The following is a 14,558-nucleotide window of genomic DNA, read 5'->3' on the forward strand; positions in this document are numbered from 1 at the left end:
GCCCCCACCCGCACCCGGGWCCGGCGGCACCGTCTCACGGGCGGCCCGTGCTGTCGGCCGGGCCCAACTCCTGCGACACCGCGGCGTGGAAGCCGAGCAGAAACCGTCGTACGGCGGCGACCTCCGCCGCGTCGAACCCCCGCAGCAGGGCTTCGGCGCTCCCGATCACCGGTCCGAACGCGGCCCATCCCAGGTCCACCGCCTGCGGGGTCACGGACAACAGCACCCGCCGCCGGTCCCGGGCGTCGCGGGTGCGCGTCAGATGGCCCAGGCGCTCCAGCCGGTCGATGAGCGAGGTGGTGCCCGCCGAGTTGAGCCCGAGCTCCGCGCCGAGCCGTCCGGCCGTGGCCTCGGTTCCGTTCCGCTCGGCGTCGAGCAGGCAGATCAGGGCGCGCACATCCGTCGGATGCATGCCGTTCCGGGCCGCGAATTCGGCCTGGCGCAGGCCGAATTCGACGGTGACCCTGCGCAGAAGGTGGACGATCTCCCGCTCGGATCCCTGCTCGTCCATGCGTGACTCCTCGCTCTATTATCTCGCTCAGCGAGATAATATCCCCGTGACGGAGTTCAGGGAGTGCCCATGACACGCGCTACGTCCGCAACCGACGCGGCAGGCTTCCTCGCGGCCTACGACGAGGTCCTCGCCGCCCGATGGCCTGCCGGAACGGCCTCGACGCAGATCCCCACCCCGTACGGCACGACCCGCCTCAACAGCTACGGTCCCGAGGGCGCCCCGCCCCTGCTCCTGCTGCCCGGCGGCGGCGCGACCTCCACCGTCTGGTACGCCCAGGCCGCGGCCCTCGGCCGCACCCACCGGGTCCACGCCGTCGATCTCGTGGGCGAGCCCGGCCGCAGCGCGGCGGGGGAGCGCCCCGTCCGCAGCGTCGAGGACCTGCGCGGCTGGCTCGACGCGGTGCTGGACGCCCTGGGCCCCGGACCGGTCGCGCTGTGCGGTCATTCGTACGGCGGCTGGATCGCCCTCCACCACGCCCTGCACGCCCCCCACCGCGTCCGGCGCCTGGTCCTCGTCGACCCGACCGGCTGCTTCGCCGGATTCCGCCCCCGCTACCTGGTGCGCGCGCTCCCGATGCTGCTCCGCCCCGACGCCGCGCGGACGCGTGCCTTCCTCGCCTGGGAGACGGGCCACGCCGCGCTGGACCCGGTCTGGCTGCGGATGCGCGAAGAGGCCGCGGGCCTCCCCTGGGCCCGTCCGGTCACCGGACCGCGCCCCTCGCCCGAGGCCTTGCGCGGGCTCGGCGTACCGGCCCTGGTCCTCCTCGCCGGACAGGGGCGCGCCCAGGACGCGAGCCGGGTGGGCGCTGCCGTGAACAGGCTGCTGCCGCAGGCCGAGACCGTCGTGCTGCCCGGCGTCTCCCATCACGCGCTGCCGCTGTACGGCCCGGTGACGGCCGAACTCAACCGGAGAATGGAGGATTTCCTCGACGCCGAGGCGGCCGCTTAGTCCCCGAGGCGGCCGCTTGGTCCCCGAGGCGGCCGCTTGGTCCCCGAGGCGGCCGCTTGGTCCCCGAGGCGGCCGCTTGGTCCCCGAGGCGGCCGCTTGGTCCCCGAGCCGGCGCCCTGGCGCGCTCAGCGCCCCAGGGCCTCCCGGACCGCTTCGTCCGTGCGCGCGACCACGGCCGTGCCGTCCTCCGCCGTGATGATCGGCCGCTGGATGAGTTTCGGATGCTCGGCGAGGGCCGTGATCCAGCGCTCCCGCGCGTCCGCGTCGCGCGGCCACTCCTTGATCCCGAGCTCCTTCGCGTCCGCCTCCTGCGTCCGTGTGATGTCCCACGGCTCAAGACCGAGCCGGCCGAGTACGGCCCTGATCTCGTCCGGCGACGGCACGTCCTCCAGGTAGCGGCGGACCGTGTAGTCGGCGCCCTCCGCGTCGAGCAGCGTCAGCGCGCTGCGGCACTTGGAACAGGCGGGATTGATCCAGATCTCCATGGGGCCAAAGGTACGCGATGGACCTCGAAAACCCCTCTGGCCAGGGGTGATTGTCAGTGGGGGGCAGTAAAATGGGGGTAGTTCGTGAGGGTTCCACCACCGCGCCAGGAGGTTGCCAATGGCCGTAGCCGCAGTCACGACCAAGCCGCTCGACACACCCCTGAAGAAGAAGCCGCTCCCCGCCGGCCGTCCCCGTGAGTGGTACGTCTCCCACAATCGCCGGCTGAAGGCGATGCGTCTGGCGATCGCCCTGCTCGACACGGGCGTGTACTACCCGTCGAGCGCGAGCAATGCCCGGATACGCACGACCGCCGAGCGCCTCGCCATCCACCCGCCGTCCGACACCACCTGCCGCATGGTCCGCGCCCTCATCCGCTACGGCCGCTGACCGGCCGGCCCACTGTCCGTCAGGGACCGTGCCCCGGAAAGACCGGGGGCACGGTCCCTGTTCAGTACCCGTTGCACGTGGCGGTGGCGAAGGCGCCCGAGGCCCTGGCGGTGCGGTGGGTCCCGTCGTCCACCGTCACCGAACAGGCCACGTCCCCGCCCGACCTCCCGAGGCTGACCTCGAACGAACCGCCGCTCATGAAGCCCTTGGTGTCCAGTTCCCCGGTCCACGGCAGGCTCCGCAGGGTCAGCCGCGCGGTCGACAGCTCCTCGCCCTTCCACGTGCTGTAGGTGAGCGTCACGTCCTCGGCGGCGCCGGTGACCTCGTACCGGATGTGGACCGTGCGCGCGCTTTCGGCCGAGACCTCACGGGCCAGCACGGCGGAGACCGCACCGGCCCCGAGCGCGAGCAGCACGGCGATCAGCAGCAGCACCCACGGCCACAGCCGCCGCCTCCTCGGAGGCGGCGGGACCGGTGCGCCGGGGGCCGCCTGTTCGCTCATCCCCTCAGACTCCGTGGTCCGCGCGCCGCCCGCGACCCCACGTCCGCCACCCCCTCACCCGGTCGGCCTACACCGCATGCGTACCCCGCCGCCGCCGCATTGACTTGGGCCGACGGACGAGTGCTGGGAGGCACGATGACCAGGCGAGGCGTACGGGGCGCGAGCGCGGTACTGGTGGCGATGACGGTGGCGTTCACGGCATCGGCCTGCTCGGACGACGGCGACAGCGCGTCGAGCACGGTGTCGAAGGCGGCGTCCGCCGCGTCGTCGGTGGCCTCCTCCGTCGCCTCCAAGGGGTCCGACGTGGTCGCCTCCGCGACCGGCGCCGCTGCGGACAAGCTGAACAGCTTCAAGGACGGCGTGAACGCGAGCGGCGACGTCAAGGCGGGCGCCCCGGCCACCGACGCGGACGGCCGGGTGACCTCGAAGGTCACCGTGACGAACAGCACCGGCTCGGCGCAGTCCTATGCCGTGCAGATCAACTTCAAGAACGCGGAAGGCAAGTTGCAGGACACGGTCGTGGTGACGGTCGACGACGTGGCCTCCAAGAAGACCAAGGACGCCACGGCCCGCAGCAACCGGAAGCTCGACGGCGACATCAAGGTCGAGGTGGGCCAGGCACTGCGGCACTGACCGGACGAGGGGTGGCCACGGAGGCGAGCTGGAGCGGATGCCGTACGCCGAACGGGCCCGGCTCGACGAACGGCTGCGCGGCGGCCGGCTGAGGGCGTCCGCCGGCCTCATCGGCCGGTTCCGGCAGATGGCCGCCGGCGAGCGCGCCCGTAAGGTCGAGCACGCCCGCGGCGAATATGTCGGCATCACCCTGGGCGACGACCTCTCCCGGCTCATCCCGTCCGAGCCGGCCGGCCTCGGGATCCCGGTCATGCGGAACGTATTCGCCGCGCGGTTCGCCGAGTCGCGGCTGATGCTCTACGACAGCCGCGGCGGCGCCGAGTTCCGCACCCCGGCGGCGGCGGCCGTCCGGCTGCTGGACGAGGAGTGCAACACCGACGGACGCCGGCGCGGCGACATCGTGATGATCACAGACGGGGAGTGCGGCATCAGCGAGCAGTGGATGCGCGGCTGGAACGAGGCCGGGCACACCCTCGGCTGCCGCACCTTCGGCGTGGCCGTCGGAGCCCCGCGGGCCACCGCTCCCGGCACCGTCCTCGACGCCCTGTGCGACAACCTGCGCGGGATCGACGACCCGACCGACACACACGCGGCCGGCGACCTCTTCCGGCTCATCCGAACGGCCTTCAGGCCCGGCCGAGGGCCGTGGGCTGTCGCCGCGATGCATGATCGGAACACCGGCCCCGCCCGAGCCGGACGCAGACCGACGCTCGGGCCCGACAGACGGGAGAGCACCATGAGGATCCACCTGACCAGCGTCTTCGTCGACGACCAGGACAAGGCCGTGCGCTTCTACACGGACGTGCTGGGCTTCGTGAAGAAGACCGAGGTCCCGGTCGGCAAGGACCGCTGGCTGACCGTGGTCTCGCCGGAGGACCCCGGCGGCACCGAACTCCTCCTGGAACCGGACGGCCATCCCGCGGTGAAGCCGTACAAGACGGCCCTGGTCAAGGACGGCATCCCGGCCGCTTCCTTCGCGGTGGACGACGTCCCCGCGGAGTTCGCCCGGCTGCGCGGCCTCGGAGTCCGCTTCACCCAGGAACCGATGGACGCGGGTCCGGTGACGTTCGCGGTCCTGGACGACACCTGCGGCAACCTGATCCAGATCGTCCACAGCCGGTGAAGAACGACGAACGGGCGAGGGCCGCCACCCCGGTCACGGGGTAGCGGCCCTCGCCCTGCTCAGAACTGCTGAGCCACCTGCTGCCTAGAGGTCGAAGTAGAGCTCGAACTCGTGCGGGTGCGGGCGCAGCTGGATCGGGGCGATCTCGTGCGTGCGCTTGAAGTCGATCCACGTCTCGATGAGGTCGGACGTGAAGACGCCGCCCGCCAGGAGGTACTCGTGGTCCGCCTCCAGAGCGTCGAGCACGGCCGGGAGGGAGGTCGGGACCTGCTGGACGTTGGCGTGCTCCTCGGGAGCCAGCTCGTAGAGGTCCTTGTCGATCGGCTCCGGCGGCTCGATCTTGTTCTTGACGCCGTCCAGGCCGGCCATCAGGAGCGCCGAGAAGGCGAGGTACGGGTTGGACGACGGGTCCGGGGCGCGGAACTCGACGCGCTTGGCCTTCGGGTTGGAGCCCGTGATCGGGATGCGCATCGCGGCGGAGCGGTTGCGCTGCGAGTAGACCATGTTGACCGGGGCCTCGAAGCCGGGGACCAGGCGGTGGTAGGAGTTCACCGTCGGGTTGGTGAAGGCCAGCAGCGACGGGGCGTGCTTCAGGATGCCGCCGATGTAGTAGCGCGCCATGTCCGAGAGGCCCGCGTAGCCCTGCTCGTCGTAGAACAGCGGGGAACCGCCGGCCCACAGCGACTGGTGGACGTGCATGCCCGAGCCGTTGTCGCCGAAGATCGGCTTCGGCATGAAGGTCGCGGTCTTGCCGTTGCGCCAGGCGACGTTCTTCACGATGTACTTGAAGAGCATCAGGTCGTCGGCCGCGGCGAGCAGCGTGTTGAACTTGTAGTTGATCTCGGCCTGGCCGGCGGTGCCGACCTCGTGGTGCTGGCGCTCGACCTGGAGGCCGTTCTTGTCCAGCTCCATGGAGATCTCGGCACGCAGGTCGGCGAAGTGGTCCACCGGCGGGGTCGGGAAGTAGCCGCCCTTGTAGCGGACCTTGTAACCGCGGTTGTTCTCCTCCGACCCGGTGTTCCAGGCGCCGGCCTCGGAGTCGATGTGGTAGAAGGACTCGTTCGCCGAGGTCTGGAAGCGGACGTTGTCGAACACGTAGAACTCGGCCTCGGGGCCGAAGTACGCGGTGTCGGCGATGCCGGTCGACGCGAGGTACGCCTCGGCCTTCTTGGCGATGTTCCGCGGGTCACGGCTGTACTGCTCGCCGGTGATCGGGTCGTGGATGAAGAAGTTGATGTTGACGGTCTTGTCGCGGCGGAACGGGTCGACACGGGCGGTCGACAGGTCGGCGCGCAGGGCCATGTCGGACTCGTGGATGGCCTGGAAGCCGCGGATCGAGGAGCCGTCGAAGGCGAGCTCCTCGGTCGGGTCGAAGACCGCCGCCGGGATGGTGAAGTGCTGCATCACACCGGGCAGGTCGCAGAACCGGACGTCGATGAACTTGACGTCTTCGTCGGCGATGTACTTCTTCACGTCGTCGGCGTTCTGGAACATCCAACTCCTCCTACTCCCGGCCCGGGAGGGACGGGGTTGCAGCTCGTTGTGTGGCCAGTGCGGTGGCACACGCTGGACCCGACCATAGGCAGACCGGATTTCTCAAGCATGACCCATTTGTTTCGCAGAAGTTAACCGAGCCGGGTGTGGGCGGCACCTCATGCGCGCGGCGACGGCGGGTTCCGGGCACGTTCCGGACCGGTTTCGGCCCGATGTCCCGCCCGCTCCCGGCACCCGCCCGGCGGGTGCCGGGAGCGGGCGCAGTACCGTGGTCGGGTGGACAATAGGCAAGCAATCGGATCGTGGCTCTCCGGACCGCGTGCGGCCGCCGAGGAGATGGGCGCCGACTTCGGCTACCGGGGCAAGCGGCTCGGGCTGCCCGAGCAGGGGCCGGGTGCCGTCTCGCCACTCGGACGGCGTTTCGGCGCGATCTTCGTGGACTGGGCCCTGTGCATGCTGATCGCATACGGACTGTTCGCTCGCGGTGACCAGCAGGCGGCCGGAAACTGGGCGCTCGGCGTCTTCCTCGTACTGAGCGTGCTCACCGTCGGCACCATCGGCTGCACCCCCGGCAAGCGCCTGCTGCGGATCAAGGTCGTGGCCGAGGACGGCGGGCGCCTGGGCTTCGGACGGGTGCTGGTGCGCAGCGTGCTGCTGTGCCTGGTGATCCCGGCCCTGGTCTGGGATCGCGACGGCCGCGGGCTGCACGACCGGCTGGCCCGCACGGTTCAGATCCGTATCTGAGGAACGGGCGCGACGAACGAAGGAACACGAAGTGGGGGAAGACGAAGAGGGCGGGTCGCGAACCACCGGTTCGCGACCCGCCCTCTTCGTGCGTTTCTCAGTCCGCTCAGCGCATCTTTCCGCCGCGCGGCATCCGCATGCCCTTCGGCATGGGGCCCTTCGGCAAGGGCATATTGCTCATGAGGTCCCCCATGGCGCGCAGCCGGTCGTTGGCGGCCGTCACCTGCGGGCCGGTCAGGACGCGCGGCAGCTTCAGCATCGTCGTGCGCACCTTCTTGAGCGGCACCTGGCCCTCGCCGTTGCCGACGATGATGTCGTGCACGGGTACGTCGACCACGATGCGGGCCATCTTCTTCTTCTCGGCCGCGAGCAGGCTCTTCACCCGGTTCGGGTTGCCCTCCGCCACCAGCACGATGCCCGCCTTGCCCACGGCACGGTGGACGACGTCCTGGCTGCGGTTCATCGCGACCGCCGGCGTCGTGCTCCAGCCGCGGCCCACGCGGTCCAGCACGGCCGCGGCGGCGCCCGGCTGTCCCTCCATCTGCCCGAAGGCCGCCCGCTCGGCACGCCGCCCGAAGACGATCGCCATCGCGAGGAGGGCGAGCACGAAGCCCAGGATGCCCAGGTAGATCGGGTGGTCGATCAGGAAACCGATCGCGAGGAGGACACCGAAGGTGACGATTCCCACACCCGCGACGACAAGCCCGATCTTGGAGTCGGACCGCCTGGTCATCTTGTAGGTCAGGGCGATCTGCTTGAGCCGCCCCGCGTTCTCGGCGCTGTCCGCGCCTTCAGTGGTTTTTGCCTTCCTCGCCATGCAATGAAGTTTACGTGGCCTAGGAACGGTGGTCGGCCACGGCCTCCAGTACGTACTCGGACTCGACCCGGTCCTTGGCCCGGCGGCGGTCCTCGAGGACGGCCGTCCAGGCGTTTCGGCGGGCGGTGCGCTGGCCGCTGCTCAGCAGCAGCGACTCGACGGCGCGGAGGGCGTCGGTGACGGACGGAAGGGCGGTGGCGCGTACCGGCACGGCCTGCATCGTGGAAGTCCCCTCGGAACGGATGCGCTCACCGGGCGGTGCCCGGCGGGCGGAGTGTGCTGCGCGGAACTGGATACGGGGCGCAGTAGCGACGCGGCCGCGAGAACCACTGCGCTGCCTGTATCCAGGGTCACTGCCTGGTGTTACCAGCGCGTGACCGGTCGGTCAAACACCAATGAAACCTTGATACGGGCGTCGCGCACGCCGACGCGGCCCATCCGCGCCTCGGACCTGCGAGGAGTGGACGGGCCGCGTCGAGCCAGCCACTACCGTTCAGTAGCTTCTTGTGCCCGGATAGCTTCTTGTGCCCGGATTCACACGGGCGCCGCTACGCGGTGGGCGCCGGGGCTGCCGCACCACGCCGCTCCATCGCCTGCTGGAACAGCCGGCCCGCGCGGTACGAGGAGCGGACGAGCGGTCCGGACATCACACCGGAGTAGCCGATCGCGTCGGCCTCCTCCTTGAGCTCCACGAACTCGTGCGGCTTCACCCAGCGCTCGACCGGGTGGTGGCGGGGCGTCGGGCGCAGGTACTGCGTGATCGTGATGAGCTCGCAGCCCGCGTCGTGCAGGTCCCGGAGCGCCTGGCTGACTTCCTCGCGGGTCTCGCCCATGCCGAGGATCAGGTTGGACTTGGTCACCAGACCGGCCTCGCGGGCGCGGGTGATGACCTCCAGGGAACGCTCGTAGCGGAAACCGGGGCGGATGCGCTTGAAGATCCGCGGCACCGTCTCCACGTTGTGGCCCAGCACCTCGGGGCGCGAGGAGAAGACCTCGGCGAGCTGCTCGGGCTCCGCGTTGAAGTCGGGGATCAGCAGCTCCACCTTGGTGTAGCCGCCCTCCCGCTCCGCCGTCTGCGCGTGGATCTGGCGGACGGTCTCCGCGTACAGCCAGGCGCCGCCGTCCTCCAGGTCGTCGCGCGCGACGCCCGTGATGGTGGCGTAGTTCAGGTCCATCGTGACGACCGACTCGCCGACGCGGCGGGGTTCGTCCCGGTCCAGCGCCTGCGGCTTGCCCGTGTCGATCTGACAGAAGTCACAGCGCCGGGTGCACTGGTCGCCGCCGATGAGGAACGTGGCCTCGCGGTCCTCCCAGCACTCGAAGATGTTGGGGCAGCCGGCCTCCTGGCACACCGTGTGCAGACCCTCGCTCTTCACGAGCTTCTGCAGCTGGTTGTACTCGGGGCCCATCTTCGCCCGGGTTTTGATCCACTCGGGCTTGCGCTCGATGGGGGTCTGGCTGTTTCGGACCTCGAGGCGCAGCATCTTGCGCCCGTCGGGTGCGACAGCGGACACTCCGGCACTCCCCTTTGCTTTCGCTGCATTGGATTCTTCGGCGAACACCAGGGTACGCCCGTAGTTCAAACGGCTTTACGTCTGGCCAACCTGTGGCCGGCAGGGCCTATTCCCGCGGAGGTGTTCCGAGGGTCAGGCCGTGGCCACGGCATCGTTCGTGCGCTCGATGGTGCGCGGCGCGAACTCGGCGTTCTCCAGGATGTCCCGCAGGTGCCTCTCGACGACCGGGAGCACCTGGGCGATGGTGATGTCGCGGCCCAGTTCGTACGCGAGCGAGGTGACGCCCGCGTCCCGGATGCCGCAGGGCACGATCCGGTCGAACGAGGTGTTGTCGGGGTTCACGTTGAGGGCGAACCCGTGCATGGTGACCCCCTTGGCGACCCGGATGCCGATCGCGGCGAGCTTGCGGTCCTCGCGGCGCTGGCCGGCGTTGGACGGGGCGTACTCGGGTCCGTTCAGCCGGGCGTCGAACTCCTCGTCCCGCAGCCGGGGGTCGAAGTCGAGCGAAAGGCCGCCGATCGCCGGGCGCTGCTCGACCGGGTCGCCCAGGACCCAGACACCGCTGCGGCCCTCGACCCGGCTGGTCTCCACGCCGAACTCGGCGGCCGTACGGATCAGCGCCTCCTCCAGCCGGCGGACGTGTGCGACGACGTCCACGGGGCGCGGCAGCTTCTGGATCGGGTAGCCGACCAGCTGGCCCGGACCGTGCCAGGTGATCTTGCCGCCGCGGTCCACGTCGATGACCGGGGTGCCGTCCAGCGGGCGCTCGCTGTCGGTCGTGCGCCGGCCGGCCGTGTAGACGGGCGGGTGCTCCAGCAGCAGACAGGTGTCGGGGACGGTGTCCTCGAACCGTGCCGCGTGCACCTCGCGCTGCTTCTGCCAGGCCTCCTGGTAGTCGACGGCTTCCTCGCCGAATCCCAGACGGACGAACCGAAGCTCAGTCACGACAGCAGCCTCTCTACTTGCGGCGCCGGGGCCGGGGGTGTCCCGTCGTCCCGTCACCATGCACCGAATCGCGCCTCCGGCCACTGTACGACCGGTGCCGGAGCGGGGGCCCGGCAGGTGGTTCCCGTCAGCGCCGCCCTCAATCCTCACACGATCGGATGAATGTGATGCGAAGGCGGCCGGGGTCGGCCCGGAGGCCGCTAAATTCGCGCCGTTCCCTCGGGCCCGGCCCGGCACCGCGATGTCGCGGGGAGAACACAGAACAGTCCCTGAGGGGCTGCCCGCCCGGCCCCGTAGGCAGGAGACCGTACAGCTGATGTCGGAACGACCTCCGCAGCGCACCCCCAACCGCCGACTCGCCTCACTCATCACCGAAGCCGGGTTCTCCAACGCCGGCCTCGCCCGCCGGGTGGACCAGCTCGGACTCGAACACGGCCTCGACCTGCGGTACGACAAGACCTCCGTGACCCGCTGGCTGCGCGGGCAGCAGCCGCGCGGCACCACGCCCGCGCTGATCGCGGAGGTCTTCACCAGGCGGCTCGGCCGCCGGCTCTCCGCGCAGGACCTGGGACTGGACGCCTGCGCGCCCGTCTACGCGGGCCTGGAGTTCGCGGCCACGCCCGCCGAGGCGGTCGACATCGTCAGCGGACTCTGGCGCAAGGACTCCGGCAGCCATGTGGAGCTGCGGAAGATCGCCTTCACCCCGGCGGGGCTGGTCGTCCCCAGCCGGGACTGGCTGATCGGACGGGCGGACGAGTGGGTGGGACGGGCCGGAGACGGTGCCGCCGTCCCGGGTCAGGCCGCCAGGGCGCACGCCGGCGGGCCGCGCCCGGTGCCCGGCGCCGTCGGAGCGCACGGGCCGTACGGAGGCGTGAGCGGTCCCGGCGGGGGGTCCGTGCCCGGGGTGCCCGAGCAGGGCGGCGTGCCCGGCCCCGGTGTCCGGCACGGCCTGCGCGGGCCCACCCCGTCCCGGCCCGCAGGACCGCACGCGCCGGGCGGCCCCCCGGCCGCCTTCGTGGCCGGGCCCGCCGGCGTCCCCAGACAGCGGCAGAGCGAGCGCGCCTCCGGCCAGAAGGTCAGCAGCGGGGACGTCGCCGCCCTGCGCTCGGTCGCCGAGCTCTTTCGCACCCTGGACAACGCCTACGGCGGCGGCCACGCCCGGCAGGCCCTCGTGCGGTACCTGGAGCACGAGACGGAGCCGATGCTGCGCGGCACGTACGGGGAGGCCACAGGACGCCGGCTCTTCGCCGCCGCCGCCGATCTGACCCGGCTCGCGGGCTGGACCTCGTACGACATCGCGGCCCATGGGCTCGCCCAGCGCTACTTCGTCCAGGCGCTCCGGCTGGCCCAGGCCGCCGGCGACCGGGCCTACGGCAGCTTCGTCCTGATCACGATGAGCCGGCAGGCCGTCTACCTCGGGCACGGCCGGGAGGCCATCCAGCTGGCGCGGGTGGCCCAGCAGGGCGTCGGCTCGTCCGCGCCCCAGGCCGTCCTGGCCCTGCTGCACGCGGTCGAGGCACGCGGACACGGGGTCCTCGGCGACTCCAAGGCCTGCGCGGCTTCGCTCGCCCGGGCGGAACGCGCGCTGGAGGCCTCGCGTCCCGGCGACGAGGTCCCGCACTGGGCGCGCCACTTCGACGAGGCCCAGCTCGCCGACGAGTTCGGGCACTGCCACCGCGACCTCCAGCAGTACCGGACCGCCGCGCAGCACGCGGAGCGCTCGCTCCAGCTGCGCGCGCCCGCGTACGCCCGCAGCCGGCTGTTCTGCCGGGTCGTGCTGGCCTCCGCCCGGCTCGGGCTCGGCGAGCTCGACCAGGCCTGCCGGCTGGGCGCGGAAGCCGCGCAACAGGCCGCCGAGATGCGGTCGGTGCGGGCCACGGAGTACGTACGGGACTTCGAGCGGCGCCTCGAACCCTTCCAGGACGCCGCCGCGGTCCGCGGCTACCGCGAACGGGTGGCCGCGCTGGGGTGAGGCCGAACGCCTCAGGCCGCCTCCGGGAGCGCCGCGGTGCCCCCGGCCGGTCGCACCCCCAGATCGGTGAGGATCGCCCCGGCCGCACGCCCGCCTGAGGACAGGGCGCCCTGCACCGAGCCGGTGTCGCGGTGGTCGCCGCACACGTACAGCCCCGCGAGCAGCCGGACCGGGCGCCGCGGGTCGTGCGGGGGCGGCATGGCGGGCACCGCCTCCGGATCGTGGTGGGCCGCCAGCAGCTCCCAGTCGTCGGTGGGCGTGCCGTAGAGCGCCGCGAGATGCGCGCGGACCGTGCGGTCCAGATCGGGCGGGGGCGTACCGAGCACCGTCGAGCTGATCAGCACCCGGCCGTGCGGGGCGCGCGACGGGTCGACCTCGCTCATCACCGCGGTGTGCGCGACCGGACCGGAGCGGTCGGCGTCCAGGAGCAGCGAGGCGCCGGTCGGCGGGGGAGCGGGGGCGGTGTGGTGAAGCACCGTCACCGGGTGGAAGGGCGGCACGCGCAGACCGGGCAGCAGCTCGGCCGCGGCGCCCGCCCCGGTCGCCAGCAGCAGGGAGCGGCAGCCGATCTCGCCGTGTTCCTTGGTGCGGACGGCGGTGATGTCCGCCGATGTGACGTGGACGCCCGTGCGTACGGTGCCGGGCGGCAGCGCGGCCGCGAGCAGATCGGGCAGCGTGGCCGAACCCCCCGACGGTGCGCAGAGCCTGCCGCTCGCGTAGCCGCGCAGCGCGAGATCGGCGCACCGGCTGGACGTGGCGAGCGCGGGGTCGCTGAGCAGCGCCGTGAGCAGGGGGCGCACGAATCCGTTCAGCGTCCGGGCGGACAGGCCCCGGCCGGACAGGGCGTCGAGCGCGGCCCGTTCGGGCCGGGCCAGGACGCGGTGCCGGGGGGTGGCCGCGAGCCGGGCCAGCGCCACCCCGAGCCGGGCCTGGTCGATCGCCCCGCCCATGGCTCCGGTGAGGCTCCCGCTCAGAGGGGCCCGGGGGGCGCTTGCGAGGGCGCGCGCTGCCTTGAGTGCGCCCCGTGCGCTGCGTGAGCCCCGTGCGCTGCGTGTCTCCCCGGTCCGGTACCGGCGGCCCTCGCTGTGGACGAGTACGCCGGGATCGAAGTTCCGCAGGACGAGCCCGTCGAGTCCGGGCGTCGCGTACAGCTCCGGATACGAGGTGTTGAGGAGCGGTCCCAGGTGGTCGAGCCGGAACCCGTCCACCTCGTCGGTCATCATCCGGCCGCCGACCCGGGGGCCGGCCTCCAGGACGCTGACGCTTACTCCCGCACTGGTCAGTCGGTGGGCCGCTGACAGGCCGGCGATCCCGGCCCCGATGATGACGACGTCCGCGTGGTGTGCCGTGCTGAGCACGTGCCCCTCCCCGAGTCGGCGCAACTGGTGGGAGGCTCTTGCCCTCAACCGGCCCCCGGAATGCGCGAGTTCGGCATGAGGCTAGGAGGGTGGCGGGATTCCGCGCAGTCGCGCGCGGGCCGGGGCACCGGTGCACGGGGTCGCACGTCCGTCCGAACGAAGCGACGGAGGGCGATTCCTGGGCGGCGGGGTCAGCGCAGAGCCGCCCGGATGGCGGCGTCGATCCCGGGGAAGGCGAACGCGAACCCGGAGTCCAGCAGCCGTCCCGGCAGCACCCGCTGACTGCCCAGCACATCCCCGGAGAAGTCGCCCAGGGCGATGCGCAGCACCGGCGCGGGAGCGGTGAACAGCGTGGGCCGCCGCAGTACCCGGCCCATCGCCGCCGTCACCTCGCCGTTGGTGACCGGGGCCGGACCCGTCAGGTTGACCGGTCCGGACAGGTCCGGGCTGTCCAGGATGTGGCGCAGCGCCGCGATGTGGTCGTGCAGCGCGATGAAGCTCCAGTACTGTCGGCCGTTGCCGAGCCGGCCGCCGAGCCCCGCGCGGAACAGCGGGAAGAGCCGGCCCCAGGCACCGCCCTCCCGGGCGACGACCAGTCCGGTGCGCGCGTGCACGGTCCGCACCCCGGCCTCCTCCGCGGCGGCCGTGGCTTCCTCCCACTCCACGCACACGGACGGCAGGAACCCGTCGCCGGGCGGCGCGCCCTCGTCCACCGAGCGGTCGCCGGTGTCGCCGTAGAAGCCGATCGCGGACCCGGACAGCAGCACCTTCGGCGGGACGTCCAGCGAGGCGACGGCCTCGGCGATCGCGGCGGTGCCCAGCACCCGGCTGTCCCGGATCTCCCGCTTGTACGCCTCGGTCCAGCGATGGTCGCCGACCCCGGCCCCGGCGAGATGGACGACGGCGTCGCAGCCCACCAGACCAGCCACGTCGACATAGCCCCGCTTGGGGTCCCACTCCACCTCGTCGCCCGACCGGGCGGGCCGCCGGACCAGCCGGACCACCTCGTGCCCGTCGGACCGCAGCGAGCGCACCAGCGCCGCTCCGATGAGTCCGGTCGATCCGGTGACGGCGATACGGGAGTGCGTCATGGGACCATCCTGCCCCATGGGCCGCCGACG

General features: G+C 72.0%; 16 protein-coding genes and 1 pseudogene. 7 read left to right on the forward strand and 10 right to left on the reverse strand.

Annotated features, from left to right (window positions below; genetic code table 11):
- Positions 1-34: 34 nt before the first annotated feature.
- Complete coding sequence (locus EAO72_RS14135; RefSeq protein WP_148017640.1) at positions 35-511, reverse strand: MarR family winged helix-turn-helix transcriptional regulator; 477 nt, start codon at positions 509-511, stop codon at positions 35-37.
- A 69-nt stretch (positions 512-580) separates the two neighbouring features.
- On the opposite strand from EAO72_RS14135, the gene EAO72_RS14140 reads away from it, so the two are divergent.
- Positions 581-1,462 (forward strand): alpha/beta fold hydrolase, encoded by an 882-nt coding sequence (locus EAO72_RS14140; protein WP_148017641.1) that lies wholly within the window; start codon positions 581-583, stop codon positions 1,460-1,462.
- A gap of 125 nt (positions 1,463-1,587) precedes the next feature.
- Here the strand turns inward: EAO72_RS14140 and EAO72_RS14145 are convergent, their stop codons facing one another.
- Positions 1,588-1,947: an arsenate reductase family protein gene (locus tag EAO72_RS14145; protein ID WP_148017642.1), complete on the reverse strand. Its 360-nt coding sequence runs from the start codon at positions 1,945-1,947 to the stop codon at positions 1,588-1,590.
- 118 nt (positions 1,948-2,065) lie between these two features.
- Here EAO72_RS14145 and EAO72_RS14150 point away from each other — a divergent pair, with 118 nt between their 5' ends.
- A complete protein-coding gene (locus EAO72_RS14150; protein WP_148017643.1) occupies positions 2,066-2,335 on the forward strand; it encodes a hypothetical protein in 270 nt (89 codons plus the stop codon).
- 61 nt (positions 2,336-2,396) lie between these two features.
- Here EAO72_RS14150 and EAO72_RS14155 read toward each other — a convergent pair whose 3' ends face one another.
- Positions 2,397-2,837 (reverse strand): hypothetical protein, encoded by a 441-nt coding sequence (locus EAO72_RS14155; RefSeq protein ID WP_148017644.1) that lies wholly within the window; start codon positions 2,835-2,837, stop codon positions 2,397-2,399.
- A gap of 135 nt (positions 2,838-2,972) precedes the next feature.
- Between EAO72_RS14155 and EAO72_RS14160 the strand changes: the two genes are divergently transcribed.
- The 3 genes and pseudogenes from EAO72_RS14160 (at position 2,973) to EAO72_RS14165 (ending at position 4,593) form a co-directional block, all read left to right on the forward strand.
- Positions 2,973-3,470 carry a hypothetical protein gene (locus EAO72_RS14160; protein ID WP_261991468.1) on the forward strand — a complete coding sequence of 166 codons (498 nt, stop codon included), beginning with the start codon at positions 2,973-2,975 and terminating at the stop codon, positions 3,468-3,470.
- Position 3,471: 1 nt separating this feature from the next.
- Positions 3,472-4,086, forward strand: a pseudogene (locus EAO72_RS44295) (vWA domain-containing protein); the annotation flags it as partial.
- A gap of 120 nt (positions 4,087-4,206) precedes the next feature.
- A complete protein-coding gene (locus EAO72_RS14165) occupies positions 4,207-4,593 on the forward strand; it encodes a VOC family protein (RefSeq protein ID WP_148017832.1) in 387 nt (128 codons plus the stop codon).
- A gap of 84 nt (positions 4,594-4,677) precedes the next feature.
- Here EAO72_RS14165 and glnA read toward each other — a convergent pair whose 3' ends face one another.
- Positions 4,678-6,087 carry a type I glutamate--ammonia ligase gene (gene glnA, locus EAO72_RS14170; protein ID WP_148017645.1) on the reverse strand — a complete coding sequence of 470 codons (1,410 nt, stop codon included), beginning with the start codon at positions 6,085-6,087 and terminating at the stop codon, positions 4,678-4,680.
- Positions 6,088-6,363: 276 nt separating this feature from the next.
- Between glnA and EAO72_RS14175 the strand changes: the two genes are divergently transcribed.
- The gene (locus EAO72_RS14175) at positions 6,364-6,831 is read left to right on the forward strand and encodes an RDD family protein (protein ID WP_148017646.1); all 468 of its coding nucleotides are present in this window, start codon (positions 6,364-6,366) and stop codon (positions 6,829-6,831) included.
- Between the two features lie 106 nt (positions 6,832-6,937).
- Here EAO72_RS14175 and EAO72_RS14180 read toward each other — a convergent pair whose 3' ends face one another.
- The 4 genes from EAO72_RS14180 to lipB all read right to left on the reverse strand — a co-directional run bounded on the left by EAO72_RS14180 (position 6,938) and on the right by lipB (position 10,107).
- Complete coding sequence (locus EAO72_RS14180) at positions 6,938-7,648, reverse strand: DUF4191 domain-containing protein (protein WP_148017647.1); 711 nt, start codon at positions 7,646-7,648, stop codon at positions 6,938-6,940.
- A gap of 19 nt (positions 7,649-7,667) precedes the next feature.
- Positions 7,668-7,868, reverse strand: coding sequence for an SCO2195 family GlnR-regulated protein (locus tag EAO72_RS14185; RefSeq protein ID WP_136330099.1), 201 nt, complete (start codon positions 7,866-7,868; stop codon positions 7,668-7,670).
- Between the two features lie 328 nt (positions 7,869-8,196).
- The gene (lipA, locus tag EAO72_RS14190; protein ID WP_148017648.1) at positions 8,197-9,162 is read right to left on the reverse strand and encodes a lipoyl synthase; all 966 of its coding nucleotides are present in this window, start codon (positions 9,160-9,162) and stop codon (positions 8,197-8,199) included.
- Between the two features lie 132 nt (positions 9,163-9,294).
- Positions 9,295-10,107: a lipoyl(octanoyl) transferase LipB gene (gene lipB, locus EAO72_RS14195; RefSeq protein ID WP_148017649.1), complete on the reverse strand. Its 813-nt coding sequence runs from the start codon at positions 10,105-10,107 to the stop codon at positions 9,295-9,297.
- Between the two features lie 316 nt (positions 10,108-10,423).
- Between lipB and EAO72_RS14200 the strand changes: the two genes are divergently transcribed.
- Positions 10,424-12,079, forward strand: a complete 1,656-nt coding sequence (locus tag EAO72_RS14200; protein ID WP_148017650.1) for a regulator — start codon at positions 10,424-10,426, stop codon at positions 12,077-12,079.
- Positions 12,080-12,090: 11 nt separating this feature from the next.
- Here EAO72_RS14200 and EAO72_RS14205 read toward each other — a convergent pair whose 3' ends face one another.
- Both EAO72_RS14205 and EAO72_RS14210 read right to left on the reverse strand, forming a co-directional pair.
- The gene (locus EAO72_RS14205; RefSeq protein ID WP_148017651.1) at positions 12,091-13,437 is read right to left on the reverse strand and encodes an NAD(P)/FAD-dependent oxidoreductase; all 1,347 of its coding nucleotides are present in this window, start codon (positions 13,435-13,437) and stop codon (positions 12,091-12,093) included.
- A 191-nt stretch (positions 13,438-13,628) separates the two neighbouring features.
- Entirely contained in the window at positions 13,629-14,528 is a 900-nt protein-coding gene (locus tag EAO72_RS14210; RefSeq protein ID WP_148017652.1) for a TIGR01777 family oxidoreductase, read from the reverse strand.
- Positions 14,529-14,558: the final 30 nt, after the last annotated feature.

The organism is Streptomyces sp. OR43 (genome assembly GCF_008042275.1).
GTDB lineage: Bacteria > Actinomycetota > Actinomycetes > Streptomycetales > Streptomycetaceae > Streptomyces.